General features: G+C 59.0%; 19 protein-coding genes. 13 read left to right on the top strand and 6 right to left on the bottom strand.

Features of this window, described 5'->3' with window-relative positions; all coding sequences use genetic code 11:
- The first annotated feature begins 77 nt into the window (after positions 1-77).
- Complete coding sequence (gene trpS / locus ACFSKT_RS14210) at positions 78-1064, top strand: tryptophan--tRNA ligase (RefSeq protein WP_377721646.1); 987 nt, start codon at positions 78-80, stop codon at positions 1062-1064.
- Between the two features lie 53 nt (positions 1065-1117).
- On the opposite strand, the gene ACFSKT_RS14205 is transcribed toward trpS, so the two are convergent.
- Positions 1118-1294 carry a DUF5325 family protein gene (locus tag ACFSKT_RS14205; RefSeq protein WP_187434409.1) on the bottom strand — a complete coding sequence of 59 codons (177 nt, stop codon included), beginning with the start codon at positions 1292-1294 and terminating at the stop codon, positions 1118-1120.
- 134 nt (positions 1295-1428) lie between these two features.
- Here ACFSKT_RS14205 and ACFSKT_RS14200 point away from each other — a divergent pair, with 134 nt between their 5' ends.
- Positions 1429-1653 (top strand): alpha/beta-type small acid-soluble spore protein, encoded by a 225-nt coding sequence (locus ACFSKT_RS14200; RefSeq protein WP_148932012.1) that lies wholly within the window; start codon positions 1429-1431, stop codon positions 1651-1653.
- A gap of 156 nt (positions 1654-1809) precedes the next feature.
- Here the strand turns inward: ACFSKT_RS14200 and ACFSKT_RS14195 are convergent, their stop codons facing one another.
- Positions 1810-2796, bottom strand: coding sequence for a metal-dependent hydrolase (locus tag ACFSKT_RS14195; protein WP_377721645.1), 987 nt, complete (start codon positions 2794-2796; stop codon positions 1810-1812).
- Positions 2797-2895: 99 nt separating this feature from the next.
- Here ACFSKT_RS14195 and ACFSKT_RS14190 point away from each other — a divergent pair, with 99 nt between their 5' ends.
- Positions 2896-3177, top strand: coding sequence for a hypothetical protein (locus ACFSKT_RS14190; RefSeq protein ID WP_377721644.1), 282 nt, complete (start codon positions 2896-2898; stop codon positions 3175-3177).
- Here ACFSKT_RS14190 and gerQ read toward each other — a convergent pair.
- Entirely contained in the window at positions 3174-3806 is a 633-nt protein-coding gene (gene gerQ, locus ACFSKT_RS14185; protein WP_377721643.1) for a spore coat protein GerQ, read from the bottom strand. The two genes, ACFSKT_RS14190 and gerQ, sit on opposite strands and share 4 nt — an antisense overlap.
- A gap of 79 nt (positions 3807-3885) precedes the next feature.
- Positions 3886-4308 (bottom strand): cell wall hydrolase, encoded by a 423-nt coding sequence (locus tag ACFSKT_RS14180; RefSeq protein WP_377721642.1) that lies wholly within the window; start codon positions 4306-4308, stop codon positions 3886-3888.
- Between the two features lie 261 nt (positions 4309-4569).
- Here ACFSKT_RS14180 and cyoE point away from each other — a divergent pair, with 261 nt between their 5' ends.
- The 3 genes from cyoE (at position 4570) to ACFSKT_RS14165 (ending at position 7057) form a co-directional block, all read left to right on the top strand.
- Entirely contained in the window at positions 4570-5430 is an 861-nt protein-coding gene (cyoE, locus tag ACFSKT_RS14175; RefSeq protein WP_377721641.1) for a heme o synthase, read from the top strand.
- Between the two features lie 61 nt (positions 5431-5491).
- Positions 5492-6118: an SCO family protein gene (locus ACFSKT_RS14170; protein WP_377721640.1), complete on the top strand. Its 627-nt coding sequence runs from the start codon at positions 5492-5494 to the stop codon at positions 6116-6118.
- A 6-nt stretch (positions 6119-6124) separates the two neighbouring features.
- On the top strand, positions 6125-7057 hold the full coding sequence (locus ACFSKT_RS14165) for an AEC family transporter (RefSeq protein WP_377721639.1): 933 nt from the start codon (positions 6125-6127) through the stop codon (positions 7055-7057).
- On the opposite strand, the gene ACFSKT_RS14160 is transcribed toward ACFSKT_RS14165, so the two are convergent.
- On the bottom strand, positions 7048-7419 hold the full coding sequence (locus ACFSKT_RS14160) for a toprim domain-containing protein (RefSeq protein ID WP_377721638.1): 372 nt from the start codon (positions 7417-7419) through the stop codon (positions 7048-7050). The two genes, ACFSKT_RS14165 and ACFSKT_RS14160, sit on opposite strands and share 10 nt — an antisense overlap.
- Before the next feature lie 423 nt (positions 7420-7842).
- On the bottom strand, positions 7843-9042 hold the full coding sequence (locus tag ACFSKT_RS14155; RefSeq protein ID WP_377721637.1) for an MFS transporter: 1200 nt from the start codon (positions 9040-9042) through the stop codon (positions 7843-7845).
- A 745-nt stretch (positions 9043-9787) separates the two neighbouring features.
- On the opposite strand from ACFSKT_RS14155, the gene ACFSKT_RS14150 reads away from it, so the two are divergent.
- The 7 genes from ACFSKT_RS14150 (at position 9788) to ACFSKT_RS14120 (ending at position 17473) form a co-directional block, all read left to right on the top strand.
- A complete protein-coding gene (locus ACFSKT_RS14150) occupies positions 9788-10246 on the top strand; it encodes a hypothetical protein (RefSeq protein WP_377721636.1) in 459 nt (152 codons plus the stop codon).
- A 58-nt stretch (positions 10247-10304) separates the two neighbouring features.
- Positions 10305-11465: a transglutaminase domain-containing protein gene (locus ACFSKT_RS14145; protein WP_377721635.1), complete on the top strand. Its 1161-nt coding sequence runs from the start codon at positions 10305-10307 to the stop codon at positions 11463-11465.
- A gap of 53 nt (positions 11466-11518) precedes the next feature.
- Entirely contained in the window at positions 11519-13591 is a 2073-nt protein-coding gene (locus ACFSKT_RS14140; protein ID WP_377721634.1) for a peptidoglycan D,D-transpeptidase FtsI family protein, read from the top strand.
- Between the two features lie 287 nt (positions 13592-13878).
- A complete protein-coding gene (locus ACFSKT_RS14135; RefSeq protein WP_377721633.1) occupies positions 13879-14829 on the top strand; it encodes a metal ABC transporter solute-binding protein, Zn/Mn family in 951 nt (316 codons plus the stop codon).
- Positions 14830-14853: 24 nt separating this feature from the next.
- The gene (locus ACFSKT_RS14130; RefSeq protein ID WP_377721632.1) at positions 14854-15651 is read left to right on the top strand and encodes a metal ABC transporter ATP-binding protein; all 798 of its coding nucleotides are present in this window, start codon (positions 14854-14856) and stop codon (positions 15649-15651) included.
- Positions 15652-15653: 2 nt separating this feature from the next.
- The gene (locus tag ACFSKT_RS14125; protein ID WP_377721631.1) at positions 15654-16598 is read left to right on the top strand and encodes a metal ABC transporter permease; all 945 of its coding nucleotides are present in this window, start codon (positions 15654-15656) and stop codon (positions 16596-16598) included.
- Positions 16595-17473: a metal ABC transporter permease gene (locus ACFSKT_RS14120; RefSeq protein WP_377721630.1), complete on the top strand. Its 879-nt coding sequence runs from the start codon at positions 16595-16597 to the stop codon at positions 17471-17473. The genes ACFSKT_RS14125 and ACFSKT_RS14120 overlap by 4 nt, the downstream gene beginning before the upstream one ends.
- Positions 17474-18015: the final 542 nt, after the last annotated feature.

The following is an 18015-nucleotide window of genomic DNA, read 5'->3' as shown; positions in this document are numbered from 1 at the left end:
AGCGCCCTTGGAGCCCCCTCGGCGGAGGGGGTGGGGGGAGCGATATTCTCAGGAGGAACTTAAGGAGGCCACTATTTATGAAAAGAGTCTTATCCGGCATCCAGCCGAGCGGCCAGCTCACGCTGGGCAACTATATCGGCGCCATGCAAAATTTCGTCAAGCTGCAGGACACGCACGAATGCTTCTTCATGGTCGTCGATCTGCACGCGATCACGGTGCCGCAGGAACCGGCCGCGCTGCGCGAGCAATCCGAGGCGGTGGCCGCGCTGTTCATCGCCGCGGGCATCGATCCGGCCAAGGCGAGCGTCTTCATGCAATCGCACGTGCCGGCGCACGCCGAGCTCGGCTGGTTGTTCACGACGCTGGCCTATATGGGCGAGCTGGAGCGCATGACGCAGTTCAAGGATAAATCGTCGGGCAAGGATTCGGTTGGGGCGGGCTTGTTCGTCTACCCAACGCTCATGGCGGCGGATATTCTGCTGTACAACGCGGACCTGGTGCCAGTCGGTGACGACCAGAAGCAGCATCTGGAGCTGACGCGCGACCTGGGTCATCGGTTCAACGCGCGCTTCGGCGACTACTTCACCATTCCGGAGCCGTATATTCCGAAGATCGGCGCGAGAATCATGTCGCTGGACGACGCGTCGAAAAAAATGAGCAAGAGCAATCCGAATCCGGCCAGCTACATCGCGCTGCTGGATCCGCCGGACGTCATCCGCAAGAAGCTGAGCCGGGCGACGACCGATTCGGGCCGCGACGTGATCTACAACCCGGCGGAGAAGCCGGAAGTCAGCAACCTGATGAGCATCTATTCGCACTGCTCGGGTCTTACGCTGGAGGAGATACAGGCGAAGTACGAAGGCCAAGGCTACGGGGCGTTCAAGAAAGATCTCGCCGAGCATGTTGTCGCGACGCTCGAGCCGCTTCAGCAGCGCTACCGCGAGATTCGCGAATCGGGCGAGATTCACGCGATCCTGAAGCAGGGCGCGGAGCGGGTCGCCCAGGTAGCGAACAAGACGGTGCGCGACGTGAAAGAGAAGATGGGCTTCCTGCCGGCGCAATAGATCGGCGGGAGATCATAGCCAAGGCGCGCAAAACAAACGCCGCGGGAGGGGGGTTACCCCTGACCGCGGCGTCTTAATTTGGCCTTTACGATAAATCCTGCGCCGATGCAGCCCATCGTGAGGATAAAGAGGAGTAGGGTCAGCCAGGCGCTGTGCGCGATGGCGATCGCCGTGGCGGTCATCAGAATGACGGAAACGACGGCGAACAGCAAGGAGAGAGTCTTAGACATGGGGCGAAAGCTCCTTTGAAAAGTTTTTAAAATTGAGCGAAATATTTAAGCATATTCTTGCGACCGACGTATCATAATAAGCTTGCAAGCTTGCAACACATACAACGTGAAGAGGATGAAAGGAGAAATTCCACATGGCAGGACAATCTCGCAGCAGCAACACGCTGGTCGTACCTCAAGCAAGCGCGGCACTTAACCAACTGAAATACGAGGCTGCACAGGAACTGGGCATCCAAATTCCTGCTGACGGTTACTACGGCAACTTCGCAACTCGCGACGCCGGTTCGCTTGGTGGCTACATCACGCGCAAACTGGTGCAAATCGCCGAGCAACAACTGTCGGGTTCGCAGTTCCGTTAATTCGGACAAGCACGACCACAAGGCTCAAGGGAAACCTTGAGCCTTTTGCATGCGCGCGGGCAAGCCACGGACAAGCAAAAATCCCTTCTTCATTGTGCAAGAAGGGATCGCTTTGGTCAAGCGCGAACCGCTGGCATGGGCGCAAGCCACTGGTTTTCAGTAGGTGTTCATGCGCAGACGCTTCTGAAGCCTCTCGTCGCTCAGCCAGCCGACGTAGGAGCCCAGCGTTTTGTAGTCGCTGTCCATCAGCAGCACGCCAACGAAGGGGTATTGCTTGCGGTGACGATAACGCACGTCGCACCAGCGGACCTCGTACCCCCACGAATGCTCGCGCACTTCGGCGCAGGCGAACGAGGTGAAGGAGAGGAACGAGCGGATCGAGATATCCTGCTTGGACCGTTCCACGGCCGGATGGCTGGAGCAGCGGGCGCTATCGACCCAGCGCAGTCGTCCCTGTTTCAAGTCGCCGATAACGTACGAGCCGTCTCCGCGCTGCTTGACCACGTTCCAGTCGTAGAGGGAGATGGTCGGAATAATCATATACTCGTCTTCCGGCTCGTGCTGATCATCCAGTTTGGGCAGCCGTCTCAGAATCATGCGGTGAGAGAGCGTCCGCCAAATGTAGTACACGATCAGCAGCGCGTACAGAGCCGGGAACAGCGTAGCGGGATCGAACGCGCGCAGCGCCCAGAGAACGATCGCGATGACGTGCGCCGTGAAGATGACGGGATCGAAAATATGGATGATGTTCCACGAGATCCATTTTTTCGTGAACGGCCGCATGGCCTGTGTGCCGTAGGTGTTGAACAAGTCGGTAAAGACGTGAATGACGACGGCCAGCAGCACCCATCCGACGATATGCGCCCAGGGTAGTCCGAAATTGAAGCCGATTTGAAGCAGCAGCGTGATCAACAGGGTCCAAATCGCGATAGCAGGCAAGGAGTGCGACATGCCGCGGTGATTGCGGATATATATCGCATTGCCTTTGAACCGAAGCAGCGTATCCAAATCCGGGGCCTGGGAGCCGACTACGGTACCGATGAGCACCGCGGCGTAAACCGTCTGATCGGAAGCGACCACCGGGTCGACGGAGGCAAGACCGGCGAGTCCGAGTCCCATGACCAAATGCGTTCCGCTATCCATAATAAGAAGCACCTGCCCGTGAAATGTTATACTTCTATATTGTACGTTTCAGTATCTTCTGAATCGCGGGTTATTATAACGGAAGGGAAGTTTTCGCCTATGGTGATCTGTTTCGTCGAATACCGGATTTTACCGGAGCATGAACAACAATATCGAGCCTGGATGACGGGGAGGTCGGCGGATCCCGGCGGATTTAAGCTGTATGAAGGCACCGACCAGCCGCTGTTGTTCGTTGAGGTATGGGAGGCGGGAAGCGAGGAAGCCGCCGAAGCGATAAAAAAAGAACGCTGCAGTGAGCGTTCTTCATGGCGCATCATGTCCGATTGGATTCCGGGCGGCGCCGCCAAGCTTCATGCATGGACGTTTCGTCCCGCTCTTTAGCGCCCATTCATCGCGGGCAGCGTCGTCGGTACGGGAGGCGTGGTCGTTCCGCCGTTCACCGGCGTCGTGTTCGTGATCGTCACGCCTTGGAACGTGTACTCGTAGTTGATCGGGCCTTCGAATTCCACGTAGTCGAGGTTCAGCATCAGCAGCAAGAAGCGCTTGCCCGTCGCCGGGTCGCTGATGACGATATGGTCGCGGCCGGCCGCCTCGATGATGCCCTTGAAAATCTTGGCGTTCCATTCGCGGTTGTTCTCGTACGTCATGTAGAACGTCGCCATTTTGCCGCGGTTCAAGCGCAAGATGTTCTCGACGTAGGATTCTTCGGCGATCGGGACCGTAACGATATTACCGCCTGCCGGCGTGACGAACGAGCCGCTAGGTACGTTGGGAACGCCGCCTTGCTGGGATTGGAGGCCGGCAACGGCCGTTGGCATGGCAGGCATGCCCGTTGGCATGGCAGGCATGCCCGTTGGCATTGCGGGCATGCCCATCATGGAAGGGGCAAATCCGCCCATCGTCGCCGGGGAAGCCCCCATGCCAGGATATGGCGTTGGATAGCCGTAACCTCCCCAGCCAGCCATGTTCGCCGGACTTACTGCACCTTTGTACCCGTAACCATTAGACATGATTCCATTTCCTCGCTTTCTAATCATCAACATAAATTCGCCTTGCGTTTAGCGGCCTGAATCACTTGCTTTCCGAAACCTAATACACGTTCGGGCAATCTGCACTGGTTGGCCTGAAGAAACAGTGCGCTTTGAACCGTCCGGCGTTGCTTTGATCGTACCATTGGGCCGGGCAGTCGCCCGCGGGCCTGAAGAACCAGAGCGCGTTGGATGCGGGATGCTGGCGTTCGCCGTTGACCATCCGCTTGGCGAGCCGAATTTCCCGATCGCGGGCACCTTGATAAAAATAGCCCTTCTGCGTAGCCTCGAATCCCCCCGGGCTTTGGAAGACCATCTGCGGGATCGTCCGGATATTCTTGAAATCGAGACAGCCGCTTCGGACGCGATTGACGCCGACGTTGCCGACCATCAGCATGCCGAGGTCGCCTTCGCCTTCCGCCTCCGCCCGCATCAGCCGAGCCAGCATCCTGATGTCCTCCGAGTTCGCTTTTATGACGGCCATGCTGGGGAATCTCACTTCCTTTGCCTTCAGTTGGGCGATGAACCACAAGACATCATATTAGGCAGGAGCCAAAATAGTTCCTCAAGTTTTTGCGTAGGCCAAAATAGGACTTTCGCGCGTTCCGGGCTAAACCAACAAATTCTTGAACAACGACCGCGAAGATTGTCAAAGGCTCGAAGGATGAGGTATGATTAACTACGATTTATTACCATGAGGCGCCAGGCGCGTCTCTTGCGGTATCGGAACAGGGAGGCTCGCTGTGTGTTAAAAGAATATGTGGCCCTGACCAAGCCGGGACTGCTGCGGCTGAACGCGTTCGCGGCGTTCGGCGGTTTCTGGGTTGCTTCCAAATGGGATATCGACTGGCTGCTGCTTCTTTATATGCTGATCGGAACCACGTTCACCATGGCGTCCGCGTGCGTCATCAACAATTATTGGGACCGCGAACTGGACAAGAAGATGGAGCGGACCCAGAAGCGGGCGCTGGCGGAAGGCCGACTGAAGCCGGGGACCGTGCTGGCTTACGGGATCGCGCTCGGCGTCATTGGACTTGCAATCTTGTTCGCGCTCGACGCGCTGCTGGGGTGGCTCGGCGTGCTGGGCATTTTCGTCTACGTTGTCATTTATACGATGTGGCTGAAGCGCTCGTCGACGTGGAGCACGTCGATCGGCGGCATCTCCGGGGCCATGCCGCCGGTGATCGGGTACTGCGCGGTAACGGGAGAGGTCGATATGGGAGCATGGCTGCTGTTCGCGCTGCTGTTCCTCTGGCAGCCGCCGCACTTCTGGTCGCTGGCGATTCGCCGGGTGGAGGAATACCGCGCCGCGGGGTTCCCGCTGCTGCCGGTCGTGAAGGGCGTCCGCCGGACGAAGCTGCAGATGCTGCCGTACATCGTGCTGCTCGTGCCGAATGTCATTTTGCTCTATACATACGGCTATGTAGGACTTGTCTTCCTGATCGTCGGCGCGCTATGCGGCATCGCTTGGCTCGTTCAGACGTTTATGGGGTTCGGGAAGGAAGGCGAGCGGGAGACGAAGTGGGCGAAGGTCAACTTTTTCTTCTCGATTAATTACTTGATGATTGTCTTCTTGCTTATGATCGTCAACACAACCGCATCTTAAATTCGTGAAGCGGCACCTTCGATCCAGATGGCGCCGTTTTTGCTTGGGAGGAACGACACGTATGGCATTCGTACGCAAACATGCATTCAAAATCGCGCTGTTCGCGCTTTGCGCCGCGATGGGGATTTATTTGCTGGTCTCGATGCAGGAGAAAAGCACGGTTAATTTTGAAATGGACAAGCCGGCGCCGAACTACGCGATGACCGATCTGGACGGCAACCCCGTGCAGCTGTCCGATTCCAACGGCAAGGTGCGGCTGATTTACTTCTACTACGCCAATTGCCCGGATATATGCCCGCCGACGACGTTCTTGATGAGCGAACTGCAGAACGAGCTGAAGGCGGACGGCACGTTCGGCAAGGACGTCGAGTTCCACTCGGTCACATTCGATCCGGAGCGGGACAAGCCGGATGCGGTGCGTCAGTTCATCGCCAATATTCCGAACGAGATCGACCAGACGGGCTGGAAATTCCTCAGCATGGGGACCGAGCAGGAGACGTCGAAGCTGATGACCGAATTCGGGCTGATGCTGCAGAAGGATCCGGCCACCAAGCTGTATACGCATAGCGACTTGATCGTCTTCGTCGACAAGAAGGGGAATATTCGCAAATACGTGCGCGGTTCGCTAGACGAGCTGATGACGGCCGACAAGCTGAAAGAAATTACCGACGCGCTGTTGGACGACTAACGCGGCATGAGCGTCCTGACTACGATCGTCTGGAACAACGTCCTGCCGCTATCGGTCATGATCGCGCTCGGCATCGTGCTTCAGCGCGCGTTCTCACTCGATATTCGCACGCTCAGCAAGCTCAATTTTTATTTGTTCTCGCCGGCCATGATTTTTCAGCTCTTATATACGACATCCATTTCGGCCGGCGTGGCGCTTCAAGTACTGTTGTTTCTCGTGATCTTCATGGCGCTTCAGTATGGGGCGGCGGAAGCGTTCGTCCGCCTGCGCGGCCACCGCGGCGGCATGCGGGCGGCGATGCGCAACAGCGTGTTGTTCTACAACAGCGCGAATTACGCCATCCCGCTGAACGGCCTGGTCTTCGCGAACAATCCGTTCACGCTCTCGATCCAGATCCTCGTCATGATGACGCAGTCGCTGCTTCCCAACACGTATGGGATTTACAGCGTCAACGCGCACAAGAGCACGCTGCGCGGCGTCATGCGCACGATTATTCAGCAGCCCGTCATCTATGCGATTCCGCTCGGGTTCGCGCTGCACCAGTGGGGCGTCGAGCTGCCCAAGGCGCTGTCCGCGCCGCTCGGTTATTTGGCGAATGCGTTCATCGGGACGGCGCTGATTACGCTCGGCGTCCAGCTGGGGAGCATGAAGTGGTCGATGCAAGCGCTCCTTCATCCGGACGTCTGGCTGGCCAGCGGCCTGCGGCTGGTGGCCGGGCCGCTGCTCGCGGCGGCGGTCGTCTGGGCGATGGGGCTGGACGGGCTGATGGCGCAGGCGCTCATCGTCTCTTCCGCCGTGCCGACTTCGCTTTCGAGCGTGCTGCTTGCCGTCGAGTTCGACAACGAGCCCGAATACGCTTCGCAGGCGGTGCTGCTCTCCACGGTGCTGAGCATCGCCACCGTTACGTTCGTTATTTTCGCGCTCAACATTCAAATTTGATCGTCTTTGCTCCAGGGAGCGGGATCTTGCGGCGGGTACACGATGTACGCCTCAAGGCCCGCTTTTTCTAATTGCTCGATCAAATAGTCTTCCGGCGTCTTCTCGACGCCCGGATAGCCGCGTCTCGTGTAGATATGTTCGGCATCCGGGAACGCGTCGCGAAGCATGCCTCGGATGCGCTTGCCCGACGAATCGTTGTCGGTGAACAGGTAAGCCTGCTTGTCTCCGACCTGCTTGCGCAGCGTCTCGATTTGGTTGGTGCTCGGCGTGCCGTACGTGCAGAAGATCGGCACTTCTTCCGCAAGGACGCGGCGCAGCCGGCTGCGGTCGTTTTTGCCTTCGACGATAATGGCGATATCCATCCCACTTTCACCTCACCCGCTTATTGTAGCCGATTTCCGTGGATTGATTAAGACTCAGATCAGGGCCGGGGGCAAGGGGGGCGGCACGAGAGCGGGCGGGCTGTTACTTTTCGGCGCGGCGTCTCGTCTACATAAAAGCAGGCGGCCTGCTCGGGCAGGCCGCCTAGTGGTGGAAGCGGGTGACGCGGTTCTAGTAACAGAAGCCGCCGATTACGATTACGAGCAGGATGAAGAGTACGAGGATGATGCCGGCCGATGTCCAGTGTCCGCCGTGTTTGTGGCCGTGATCTACGCATTGAGACATGTTGTTTCACCCCTCTTTCGTCATTTCTGTCTTTGGCAAAGGCCTGCGTTTTCGTTGTGCCTTGCTAGCCGTTTGCCACACTGTATCTTATGTCCCGGAGGGGTAGCGGCCCTGTGCATTCACCCAGTTTTCGAAAAATGGGCGCTGCCGCCAGCCGTGCGGATCGCATGAAAGGGCAGGACCGAGACGGCGAGCATAAGCGCGAGGAACGCGATGTAATACGGCGAAACGTAGTCGCGAAGCTGGCCGGCCAGCATCGGTCCCATGAACGAGCCAATGGAGAAGGCGATCGAGAGCACCGAGAAGGTTCGGCCGTATCGGGCGCCACCGCTCAACTCGATCAGGAGGGAGGAGAGCGCCGGGAAGATGATCCCCTTGGCCATGCCGATCACGAAGAGCAGGACATAGAACGGCGCCGGCACCCCGGCGGCAATCGCGAAGTACGTGATCGCCAGCATGAACGCGCCCCACAACGTGCGCAAATAAGGCGACAGTCGGTTCAAGAACAGCAGGCTGAGCGTCAATAACGCGCCGAGACTGACGACGGAGAAGAGCAGGCCGGTCGTCATCATGGCCGCCTGGGTTTTGGCCATGAGCGGCAGCTCGAAGGACAGAATCCCTTGCGCGCAGCTCATCGCGATCGGGACGGCATAGACGAGCCATGGAATCGACTGCGCGGTGCCCTCGTGCAGTCCCGGGGCGGCGTCACGCCCGCCTGCCGGGGCGCCGAAGCCATCTGCATCGGAGTCGCCGGCTTCGGCGAGCGCTTTCCTGGGCGCTTCGCGGATGAAGAACAGTGCGCAGGCGGCCGTCGCGATGAGGACCCAGCCGAGAATGAGGAAGGCGGTCGTGAAGCCGATCTGGGCGACCATATACGCGCCGGCCGCCGGCGAGACGACGGAGGCCAGCGTATGGACCAATCCATTGCCGGCCATGAGCTTGCGCTGCTGTACTTGATTGCGGGCGATGCGGGCGAGCAGCGACATGCATGCCGGCGATAAGAAGGCGAGCACGAAACCGCTGATCGAGCGGAGCACGAGCAGCTGCCACGGGTTCGTGATGCCGGCCTGAATGACGAGGATGATGCCGGCGGCCGCCAGCGACAGGACGATGAAGAGGCGGCTGCCGAACCGGTCGACGCCGAAGCCGGCGATCAGGTTGCCCGGCAAATGCGTGATGGAGTAGAGCCCCATCATGAGCCCGATGAACGACGGCGCGGCGCCGAGCGAGATGGCGAACGGCGTCAAGATCGGGTACTGCGCGTGCAAATCGAAGAATGCGACGAACAGAAACAAGTACAGCCAGACTGCGGTTTTCAACGGAATTCCTCCCAGGCGTCGGCGCCCGCTCGCGGCGAGCGCCGGGTAGTTCGCTGTGCCGCCTGCGGCAGGGCGGGCCGGTCGCCGCCGCAGGGCTTGTGCTTTTACTACTTGTACGCTTGGAAGGGCTTGGATATGTGCTCCGATTTCCGCGTGCCGCTCCCGTTGGGGCTCCGATTTCCCGTAACCGCTCCCGTTGTAGACGTGTTCCCTGATTGGATGACTTATGAGGTGGTGGGAACACGTCTACAAAAGTCGCTTGTTACGGGAAATCTCCGCTGCAAGGTGAGGGTGGTGCTTCGCAGGGCGCTAATCGCTTGTTGGGCTCCGATTTCCCGTAACCGCTCCCGTTGGGGCTCCGATTGCGCCCGACCGCTCCCGTTGTAGACGTGTTCCCCTGATCAGATAACTTACGAAGTTGAGGGAACATGTCTACAAAAGTCGCTTGTTACGGTAAATCTCCGCTGCAAGGTGAGGGTGGTTCTTCGCAGGGCGCTAATCGCTTGTGGGCTCCGATTCCCGCGAGCCTCGCCTTGGGCTACGGTTACCCGCGTGCCGCTCCCTTTATAGACCTGTTCCCGAATAAGGCGGGGGAACTCGTCTACAATAGTCGTCAAACATGGCCAATCTCCGCCCTCCAATGCCGCGAAATCCGCGGTTTTCCTGCCGTTTACGGGCATGAGGGCTTCGGGTATAATGTTTTGTATTCAAAGTAAGCAAGCGGTATAATGGAGGAGACATTCGGATGGGGTTTGATTTGAACGCGAATTGGGACACATGGGTCCAGTTTTTCCAAGACAATTGGTTCGTGCTGGTGATTGCGCTGGTCGTGCTATGGCTCGTCATTCGCATCGTGCGGACGGTCGTGAAGTGGCTGATCGTCGCGGTCATCATCGTGGGCATCATCGTATACAGCGGGTACACGCTCGACGACCTGAAGAACATCGATCTGAAGGAAATCGGGGCGACGGTCACCGAGAAAGTGAAGGAACAAGCCATCTCCGCGATGGCCGGCGAAGCCAAGGAAGCGACATTCACGAACAATGCCGACGGCACCTTCACGGTAAAGTCGAAGAACGTGGAGCTGACCGGCACGCCGGGCGCGGGCGAAGTGAAAGTGAAGTTCCAAGGCGCCACGCTTGGCACTTGGAAGATCGACGATACGATTCAAGCATTGATTACGCAAGCGAAGACGAACGGCTAGCTGGCCGAGGCGACCCGCTCGGGAGGCCGGGGCGGCGTGGCCGGAAGGAGGAGAAGCCATGAACGGATGGGTACAGGCGCTGCTGAAGCCGGAGCCTGTGGCGCTGCTCGTGCTGATCGTCCTGCTGGTGTCGCTCATTCAAGGGGTGAGGAGAGGTGCGTCGGGTTCTGCGAAGCACCTTTTCTTTTTTGTGTGGGAGACCGCAAGCACGGTCCTGTCACTCGTATTGGCCGGCAAAGCCGCCGCGAAGTTGTCGCCCTATGTAAGAGATTGGCTTATTGCGCGGGAAATAATCGTGCCTCGCGAAGAGCTGGGGCCCGTCAAGCAGCTCTGGTACACGTTCGCGACAAGCTTGCGCGATTTCGAGCTGCTGCGGTTCGGCGTGCTGTTCCTGCTGCTGTACATGCTGATTCGTCTTCTGCTGGGGCAGCTATACCCGCTTGCGGCGATCTTATTCGATCGGGCTTCAAGACGGCGGGTCGATCCCGGCCTGCGCAGCGGACAGGTGAGGACGGGCAGCCGTGCGGCGGGCGCGGCTCTGGGCGCGATGCTCGGCGCGGGAAGATCTTTCGTGGCGCTCGCGGTGTTGTTTATTTACGTTACGCTGCTGCCATCAGGCCCGCTTGTGGACGAAATCCGAGAATCCTCGTTCTACGCCAAGACGGCCGACGAGCTGCTGGAGCCGGTCGCGGGTGACGCGCTTGCCAAGCGGGGGCCGGTATTGAACGAAGCGGTGCAGACGGAGTTCAAGCGGGTGCTGCAGCGGAAGTATGAGGTCATCGACGCGGCTGTGCCCGCCGATATCGAGGAAGCGGCCAAGGCCGTGACGGCCAAGTCGCGAGGCGATGAGGCCAAGGCGCGGGCGCTGTACGACTGGCTGGGTTCCCGGATCGCGTATGATTGGGAGAAAGCCCGCAATTACGAGGAACGCGGCATATGGAAGGAGCAGACGCCCGCCGATACGTTCGCTTCCCGGAGGGGTGTGTGCATCGACGTCGCCCGGTTATATGCCGTGATGGCGCGTTCGGTTGGCTTAGAGGTCCGGGTCGTGACCGGACAGGGCGCGGATGGCCGAGGCGGCTTCGGCCCTCATGCATGGAACGAGGTGCGGCTCGCGGACCAAGGCGGCGAATGGATTCCGCTGGATGCGACGTGGGCGGCTTCGGGCAACTGGTTTAATCCCGCCGATTTCGACCGGACGCATGTTCGCGAAACATAATGCCCTTCGCAAGGGCAAGTTAATAGACTACACGAATGAAGGAGGCAACGGACGTGCAGGATGATCCAAAGAAACGGGAGATTAGCAATCGCAGGCATTTCTCGTTTCGGTTGAACCTGTTTTTTTTCGTGACGTTTTTCGTATTCAGCGTATTGATCGTCAGATTGGCGATCTTGCAGTTCGTGGAAGGGCCTCAGCTGAAGGAGGAGGAGGCGTCGCGCGGCTCGAAGGACGTGCTGATTCCGCCGATTCGGGGCAACATCTACGATTCCAGCGGCAAGGCGATCGCGTATTCGACCTCGACGCAGTCGCTCTACTACACGATCGAGCCGGGCTCGAAGGAAGACGATTCGAAGGCGCTGGCGGCGCGGCTGCACGGCGTGTTCGAGAAGTACGGCAATCCGAAGCAAGCGCTGACGCTCGATAAGATCATCAAGAACATGGATCTGGAGTACCGCAAGAACACGATTTCCGTGCCGCGCCGGATCAAAAGCGGGCTGACGAACGAGGAAATCGCATACTTCATGGAGCACCGCGATTTGTATAAAGGCATCGAAATCGTGGAAGAAAGCATTCGCTTCTACGACGACGACACGGTGGCGGTGCAGCTGGTCGGCTATCTGAAAAAGTTCGAGAACGGCGCCGACCAGACGAAGACGTACAAGGGCCGGGACGATAACGAAGACCCGCTCATGCGTTACCTTGGGCAGGAGGACGTCGGCTTCGACGGGCTCGAGATGATGTACCAGGACGTGCTGCGCGGCAAGAACGGACTCAAGACGTACCCGATCAATTCCGGCGGCCGCATTATCGGCCCGCCCGTCGTGACCAAGCCGGAGAAAGGCGACAGCTTGTACTTGACGATCAACCGCGAGGTGCAGCTGGCGACGGAGCAGGCGATTTTGGACCAAATCGATTATCTGCAGCATACGTCGGATTCTTCCAAGCGGCAGCCGATGGCCCGCTCGGGGTATGCCGTGGCGATGGAAGTCAACACGGGCAAGGTAATCGCGATGGCGAGCATGCCCGATTACGACCCGAACGTCTGGGAAGGCGGTCGGATCAGCCCGGATGATTACGACGCGATCCAAGGCATCTCCCTCAACGGGACGATCCGCCAAATTCCGGGTCCGTACAAAGACGACAAGGAAGTCAGCAAGCTGCCGTCGTCCCTAGTGCCGCTGGGTTCCACCCAGAAGCCGCTGACCGTCCTTATCGGGCTGAACGAGAAGCTGTTCACGACGAGCACGACGTGGAACGATAACGGCTCGTTCTATTACGGCAAGGAAGGCGTGCACCGCGTGCGGATCGGCAATGCCAAAGGGCATGCGTACGGCTTGCTCGATCCGGCGAAGGCGATCGCCAAATCCTCCAACCCGTGGATGGCGAAGATGGTCGGCAACGCGCTCTACGAAGAGCACGGCAAAGAGGGCGTCGACATTTGGGATAAATACGAGAAGATGTTCGGGCTCGGCGTCTTGACCGAGAGCGGGCTGCCGGGCGAGAGCGCCGGGTTCATCAACTACTACGAAGAGATGAAGGCGGGCAGCGCCCAGTCCGCGCTCGTGCAGGCTTCCTTCGGTCAGCAGGGCCGCTATACAACGCTGCAGCTGGCGCAGTATACGGCGATGCTTGCCAACAAGGGCAAACGGATGAAGCCGCAGTTCGTCAGCATGATCAAGGACGCGGAAGGCAACGTCGTGCAGACGTTCAAGCCAGAAGTGTTGAACACGGTTGATTTCCCCGACGCGTACTGGAACGAACTGAAGCGCGGCATGTCGCAGGTCAATGTGGCCGTGCTCAATGACGCGGCATACAGCGTAGAGCGCAAGACGGGGACGTCTCAGCAAGTCGTCGGCGGCAAAATCGTCGATAATTCGGTGTTCATCGCTTACGCGCCAGCGGAGAATCCGCGCATTGCCGTCGCGGTCGTCATGCCGTACGGGGGCTTCGGGGCGGATGCGGCGGCGCCGGTCGCGCGTAAGATCCTCGATGCGTACGACCACGAGATCGGGATGAACGGCGTGCCCAAGAAGCCGAAGACGAGTTCGAACGCGAACACCAATCCAGACAATGGTACGGGTGCAGAGACGAATGCGACCGATTCGGATGCGGCGAACGAGTAGTTTCATGCTTTAAGAATTTGTAAAACGAAAGAGACCAGTACAGACGGCAATCGCCCGTCCTTGCTGGTCTTTTTGGCGTTTTGCCGCGCGCCGGAGCGCCGAACAAACAAAAAAGCTCGGACTAAATGTTGCACTAGAGAAACTTTTTTGTATAATATTAAAAAAGAGGCATAAGGTAAAATAGTATGTACAAAGGAAATAATATTGGTCTTGTGTAAAAGTTGTCCGATGATAGGCGGCCCGTGAATGCGGGCGCGAACCAATTCAGGCAAAGGCAGGGATGAGAAATGCAAAAGAATACGAATTCGGCCATCCGGCGTTGGATGTATGGCATGGCGTATATGGCGGTCAGCGCGGTCGTGCTTGCGGGCTGCGGAAACGGCGGCAACGAGCCAGCCGCGGGCGATGGGAAGCTGCAGGTCACGGCGACAACGGGGATGATCGCCGACGCGGCAGCCGAAGTGGGCGGCGAACATGCGGAAGTAACCGGACTGATGGGATCGGGCGTCGACCCGCATTTATACAAAGCCTCGCAGGGAGATATCAAGAAGCTGGACAATGCCGACATCATCTTCTACAACGGGCTACACCTGGAAGGGAAGATGGCCGAGATGTTCGAGAAGATGGAGGATAAGAAGCCGACGGTCGCCGTCGCGCGCAATCTGCCGGAATCGGCGCTGCGCACCGATCCGTCTGGCGCGCATGATCCGCACATTTGGTTCGACGTGGAAAATTGGATTTCGGCGACCGAAGTCATCCGCGATACGTTCATCGAGAAGGACCCGGCCCACGAGGACGACTACCGCGCGCAGGCGGACGTCTATATCTCGGAGCTGAAGAAACTGGATGCTTACGCGGCTGAGCAAATCGCCTCCATTCCGGAAGCGAGCCGCGTGCTCGTCACCGCGCACGACGCGTTCGGCTACTTCGGCGACGCGTACGGCATCAAGGTGATGGGGCTTCAGGGCATCAGCACGGCATCGGAATACGGATCGAAGGACGTTTCGGCGCTGCGCGATTTTCTCGTGGAGAACAAAATCAAGGCGGTGTTCGTGGAATCGAGCGTGCCGAAGAAGTCGATCGAAGCTGTCATCGAAGGCGCGAGCAAGATGGGGCACGAGGTCGCGATCGGCGGAGAGCTGTTCTCGGATGCGTTAGGGAAAGCAGGGACGAGCGAAGGCACGTATATTGGCATGGTGAAGCATAACGTCGATACCATAGTCAGCGCGCTCAAATAAGAAATCGGCGAGGAGAGTGGCGAAATGCCAAGCAGCACTACCATAACGAAACAGGCGCCGCTTGCGATCCGGGGCTTAAGCGTGGCGTACCAGAAGAAGCCGGTCCTGCGCGATGTGTCGTTCGAGATTGCGGAAGGGGAACTCGTCGGCGTCATCGGCCCGAACGGTGCGGGAAAGTCGACATTGATCAAAGCGGCGTTGGGTTTGATTCCGAAACTAACGGGAGAAGTAGCGGTGTACGGCAAGCCTTGCGCCGAGCAGCGGAAGCTGATCGGCTACGTGCCGCAGCGCGAGTCGGTCGACTGGGATTTCCCTACCAACGCGCTTGACGTCGTCATGATGGGCCGATACGGTCGTCTGGGCTGGTTCCGGCGGCCGGGAGCCAAGGAGAAAGCGATCGCGCTGGAGTGTCTGGCGAAGGTCGGCATGGCCGATTACGCGAACAGACAAATCAGCCAGTTATCCGGCGGTCAGCAGCAGCGCGTCTTCCTCGCCAGAGCGCTGGCGCAGGACGCGAGCCTGTACGTCATGGATGAACCGTTCGCGGGCGTGGATGCAGCGACAGAGAAGGCGATCATCAACCTGCTGCAAGAGCTGAAGCGGGAAGGCAAGACGGTCATGGTCGTTCATCACGATTTGGCGACGGTGAAGGAATATTTCGATTCCGTGCTGCTGCTGAACGTGGAAGTGCAGGCTTACGGCAAGACGGAGGACGCGTTCACGCAGGAGAACCTGCAGCGGACGTATGGCGGTCGCTTCGCGTTCCTGAACCGGCATGCCGAATCGGCCGACGCCGCCGCGGCGGCCGAAGGGAGAGGGTAAGCATGCTGGAATCGTTCTGGGCGATGGTCACTGACCCGAATGCCCAATGGATTCTGCTCGGCTGCATGCTGCTCGGGCTGTGCAGCGGCGTCATCGGCTGCTTCGCTTACTTGCGCAAGCAAAGCTTGATGGGCGATACGCTTGCCCACGCGGCGCTGCCTGGCATCTGCATCGCCTTCATGCTGACGGGCACGAAGTCGATCGGGCTGTTCCTGCTCGGTGCTGGCGCGGCCGGACTGCTGGCTACCTTTGGGATCGGGCTCATTACCCGCTATTCGCGGATCAAGACGGATGCGGCAATGGGCATCGTCCTCTCGAGCTTCTTCGGTCTTGGCATTGTGCTGCTGACGAAGATTCAACATAGCGACTATGGCAACCAAAGCGGACTCGATAAATTTCTGTTCGGCCAAGCGGCGTCGATGATCGGCTCGGACGTGAACGCCATGCTGATCGTGAGCCTGGTCATCATCGCGGCGTGCACCTTGCTCTTCAAGGAATTCAAGCTGCTCGCCTTCGATCCCGGCTTCGCTCGCGGACTCGGCTTCCCGGTGGCGTTCCTGGATCAGCTGCTCATGTTCTTCATCGTCGTCGCGGTCGTCGCCGGCATCCAAGCGGTCGGGGTCGTCCTCGTCGCCGCGCTGCTGATCACGCCCGCCGTATCGGCCCGCTATTGGACGGATCGGCTGGGCACGATGGTCGTGCTTGCCGGCGTATTCGGCCTGCTGAGCGGCGCCGTCGGCACGTGGCTGAGCTCGACGACGGCGAGCCTGCCTACGGGACCGGTGAGCGTGCTGGCGCAGACGCTGCTGTTCGGTGTCTCGCTGCTGCTCGGGCCGCGCCGGGGGCTGCTGGCCAAGCGGATCTCTCGCGCCAGAGCGCGAAGGGCGCTCGTTCAGGATCAGCTGATGCAGCTCAACGTAAGCGGGAAGGAGGAGAGGTCGCTATGACGGATATGTGGATTTTGCTTACGGGCTCGCTCGTCGCGGCCTGCTGCTCCATTCTCGGCTGCTTCCTCGTGCTGCGGCGCATGTCGCTCATCGGCGACGCGATCAGCCACTCCGTGCTGCCGGGCATCGTCATCGCCTTCATGGTCAGCGGCTCGCGCGATTCGATCGTCATGCTGCTCGGCGCCTCGGTGCTCGGTCTCGTGACGGTGTTCCTCATCCAGCTGTTCCAGCAGAGCGGCGTCCAGTCGGACGCCTCGATCGGCGTCGTGTTCACCGCGCTGTTCGCCGCCGGCGTCGTGCTCGTCAGCTTGAATTTGCGCAATGTGGACCTGGATCTCGACTGCGTCCTGTACGGGGAGATCGCGCACGTCCATTGGAACACGTGGACGGTGCACGGCACGGACATGGGGCCGAAGGCCGTCTGGATGCTTGGCTTCACGCTGCTCGTCATCGTGCTCGTCATCGGCTTATTCTATAAGCAATTCAAGCTGTGCGCCTTCGATCCGATGCTGGCGGCAGCCGTCGGCATTCCCGTCGCGCTATTCCATTACCTGCTGATGGGACTCGTCTCCATGGCGACGGTCAGCTCGTTCGAGAGCGTCGGGGCAATTCTCGTCGTCGGCATGCTGATCATCCCCGCATCCGCCGCCTACCTGCTGACGGACCGGCTCGGCCGGATGATCGTGATCAGCGTCGCGATCGGCATTGCCAGCACGGTGTTCGGCTACATCGCAGCGGTCGTCTTGGACGCTTCGATCGCGGGCTGCATGGTATGCGCCGCCGCGCTGCTGTTCGCGCTCGCCTTTATTTTCTCGCCAACCCACGGCCTATTGGCCCGCCGCCTATGGCGCAGATTGAACAGCCGCAGCGCATAGAGGTTGTTCAAAAAGCCGCCATCTGATCACGAAGCAGTTCAAGGAGTAACGCGGCATCGAGTCTTGCGTTCAGGCTTGAAGTCCGGTGCTCATTTAGGTCTGCCTAAACTCCGCGCCTCCTTCTTCGCCTTCTCGCAACCTTCTCGGTGCTGAAATGTCGGCTTTTTGAACTCGTTTTGAACTTGAATGAATATGTACCATTGCCGTCCACTAGCGAAATGCTGTATGTCCAGCCTCGGCTGGACATACAAACCAATTGCCGTCCGTAGCAGCGAAATGCTGTATGTCCAGCCTCGGCTGGACACACAAACCAATTCGCTTATCGGGCGGCTTTATCTTTTTTTCGAATCTTTAATTTCGGCAACAAAATCAGACACAAATTGCCCAAGATCCGGTAGGGCGCGGCAAGTCGGGAGAATCTATAATGAATGAGTCCCGGTGGAGGATCGCCGGAATATGGCCGATTCAATTTGGAATCCGCGCGATTTGTGCTAAAATTCTTCTAGTAAACGTTAGAACGGACCCTTGTGGCGCGCTTGCCG

This window comes from Paenibacillus xanthanilyticus (genome assembly GCF_042682185.1).
GTDB lineage: Bacteria > Bacillota > Bacilli > Paenibacillales > Paenibacillaceae > Paenibacillus_Z > Paenibacillus_Z xanthanilyticus.
This window is presented reverse-complemented; position numbering and strand designations above follow the sequence as displayed.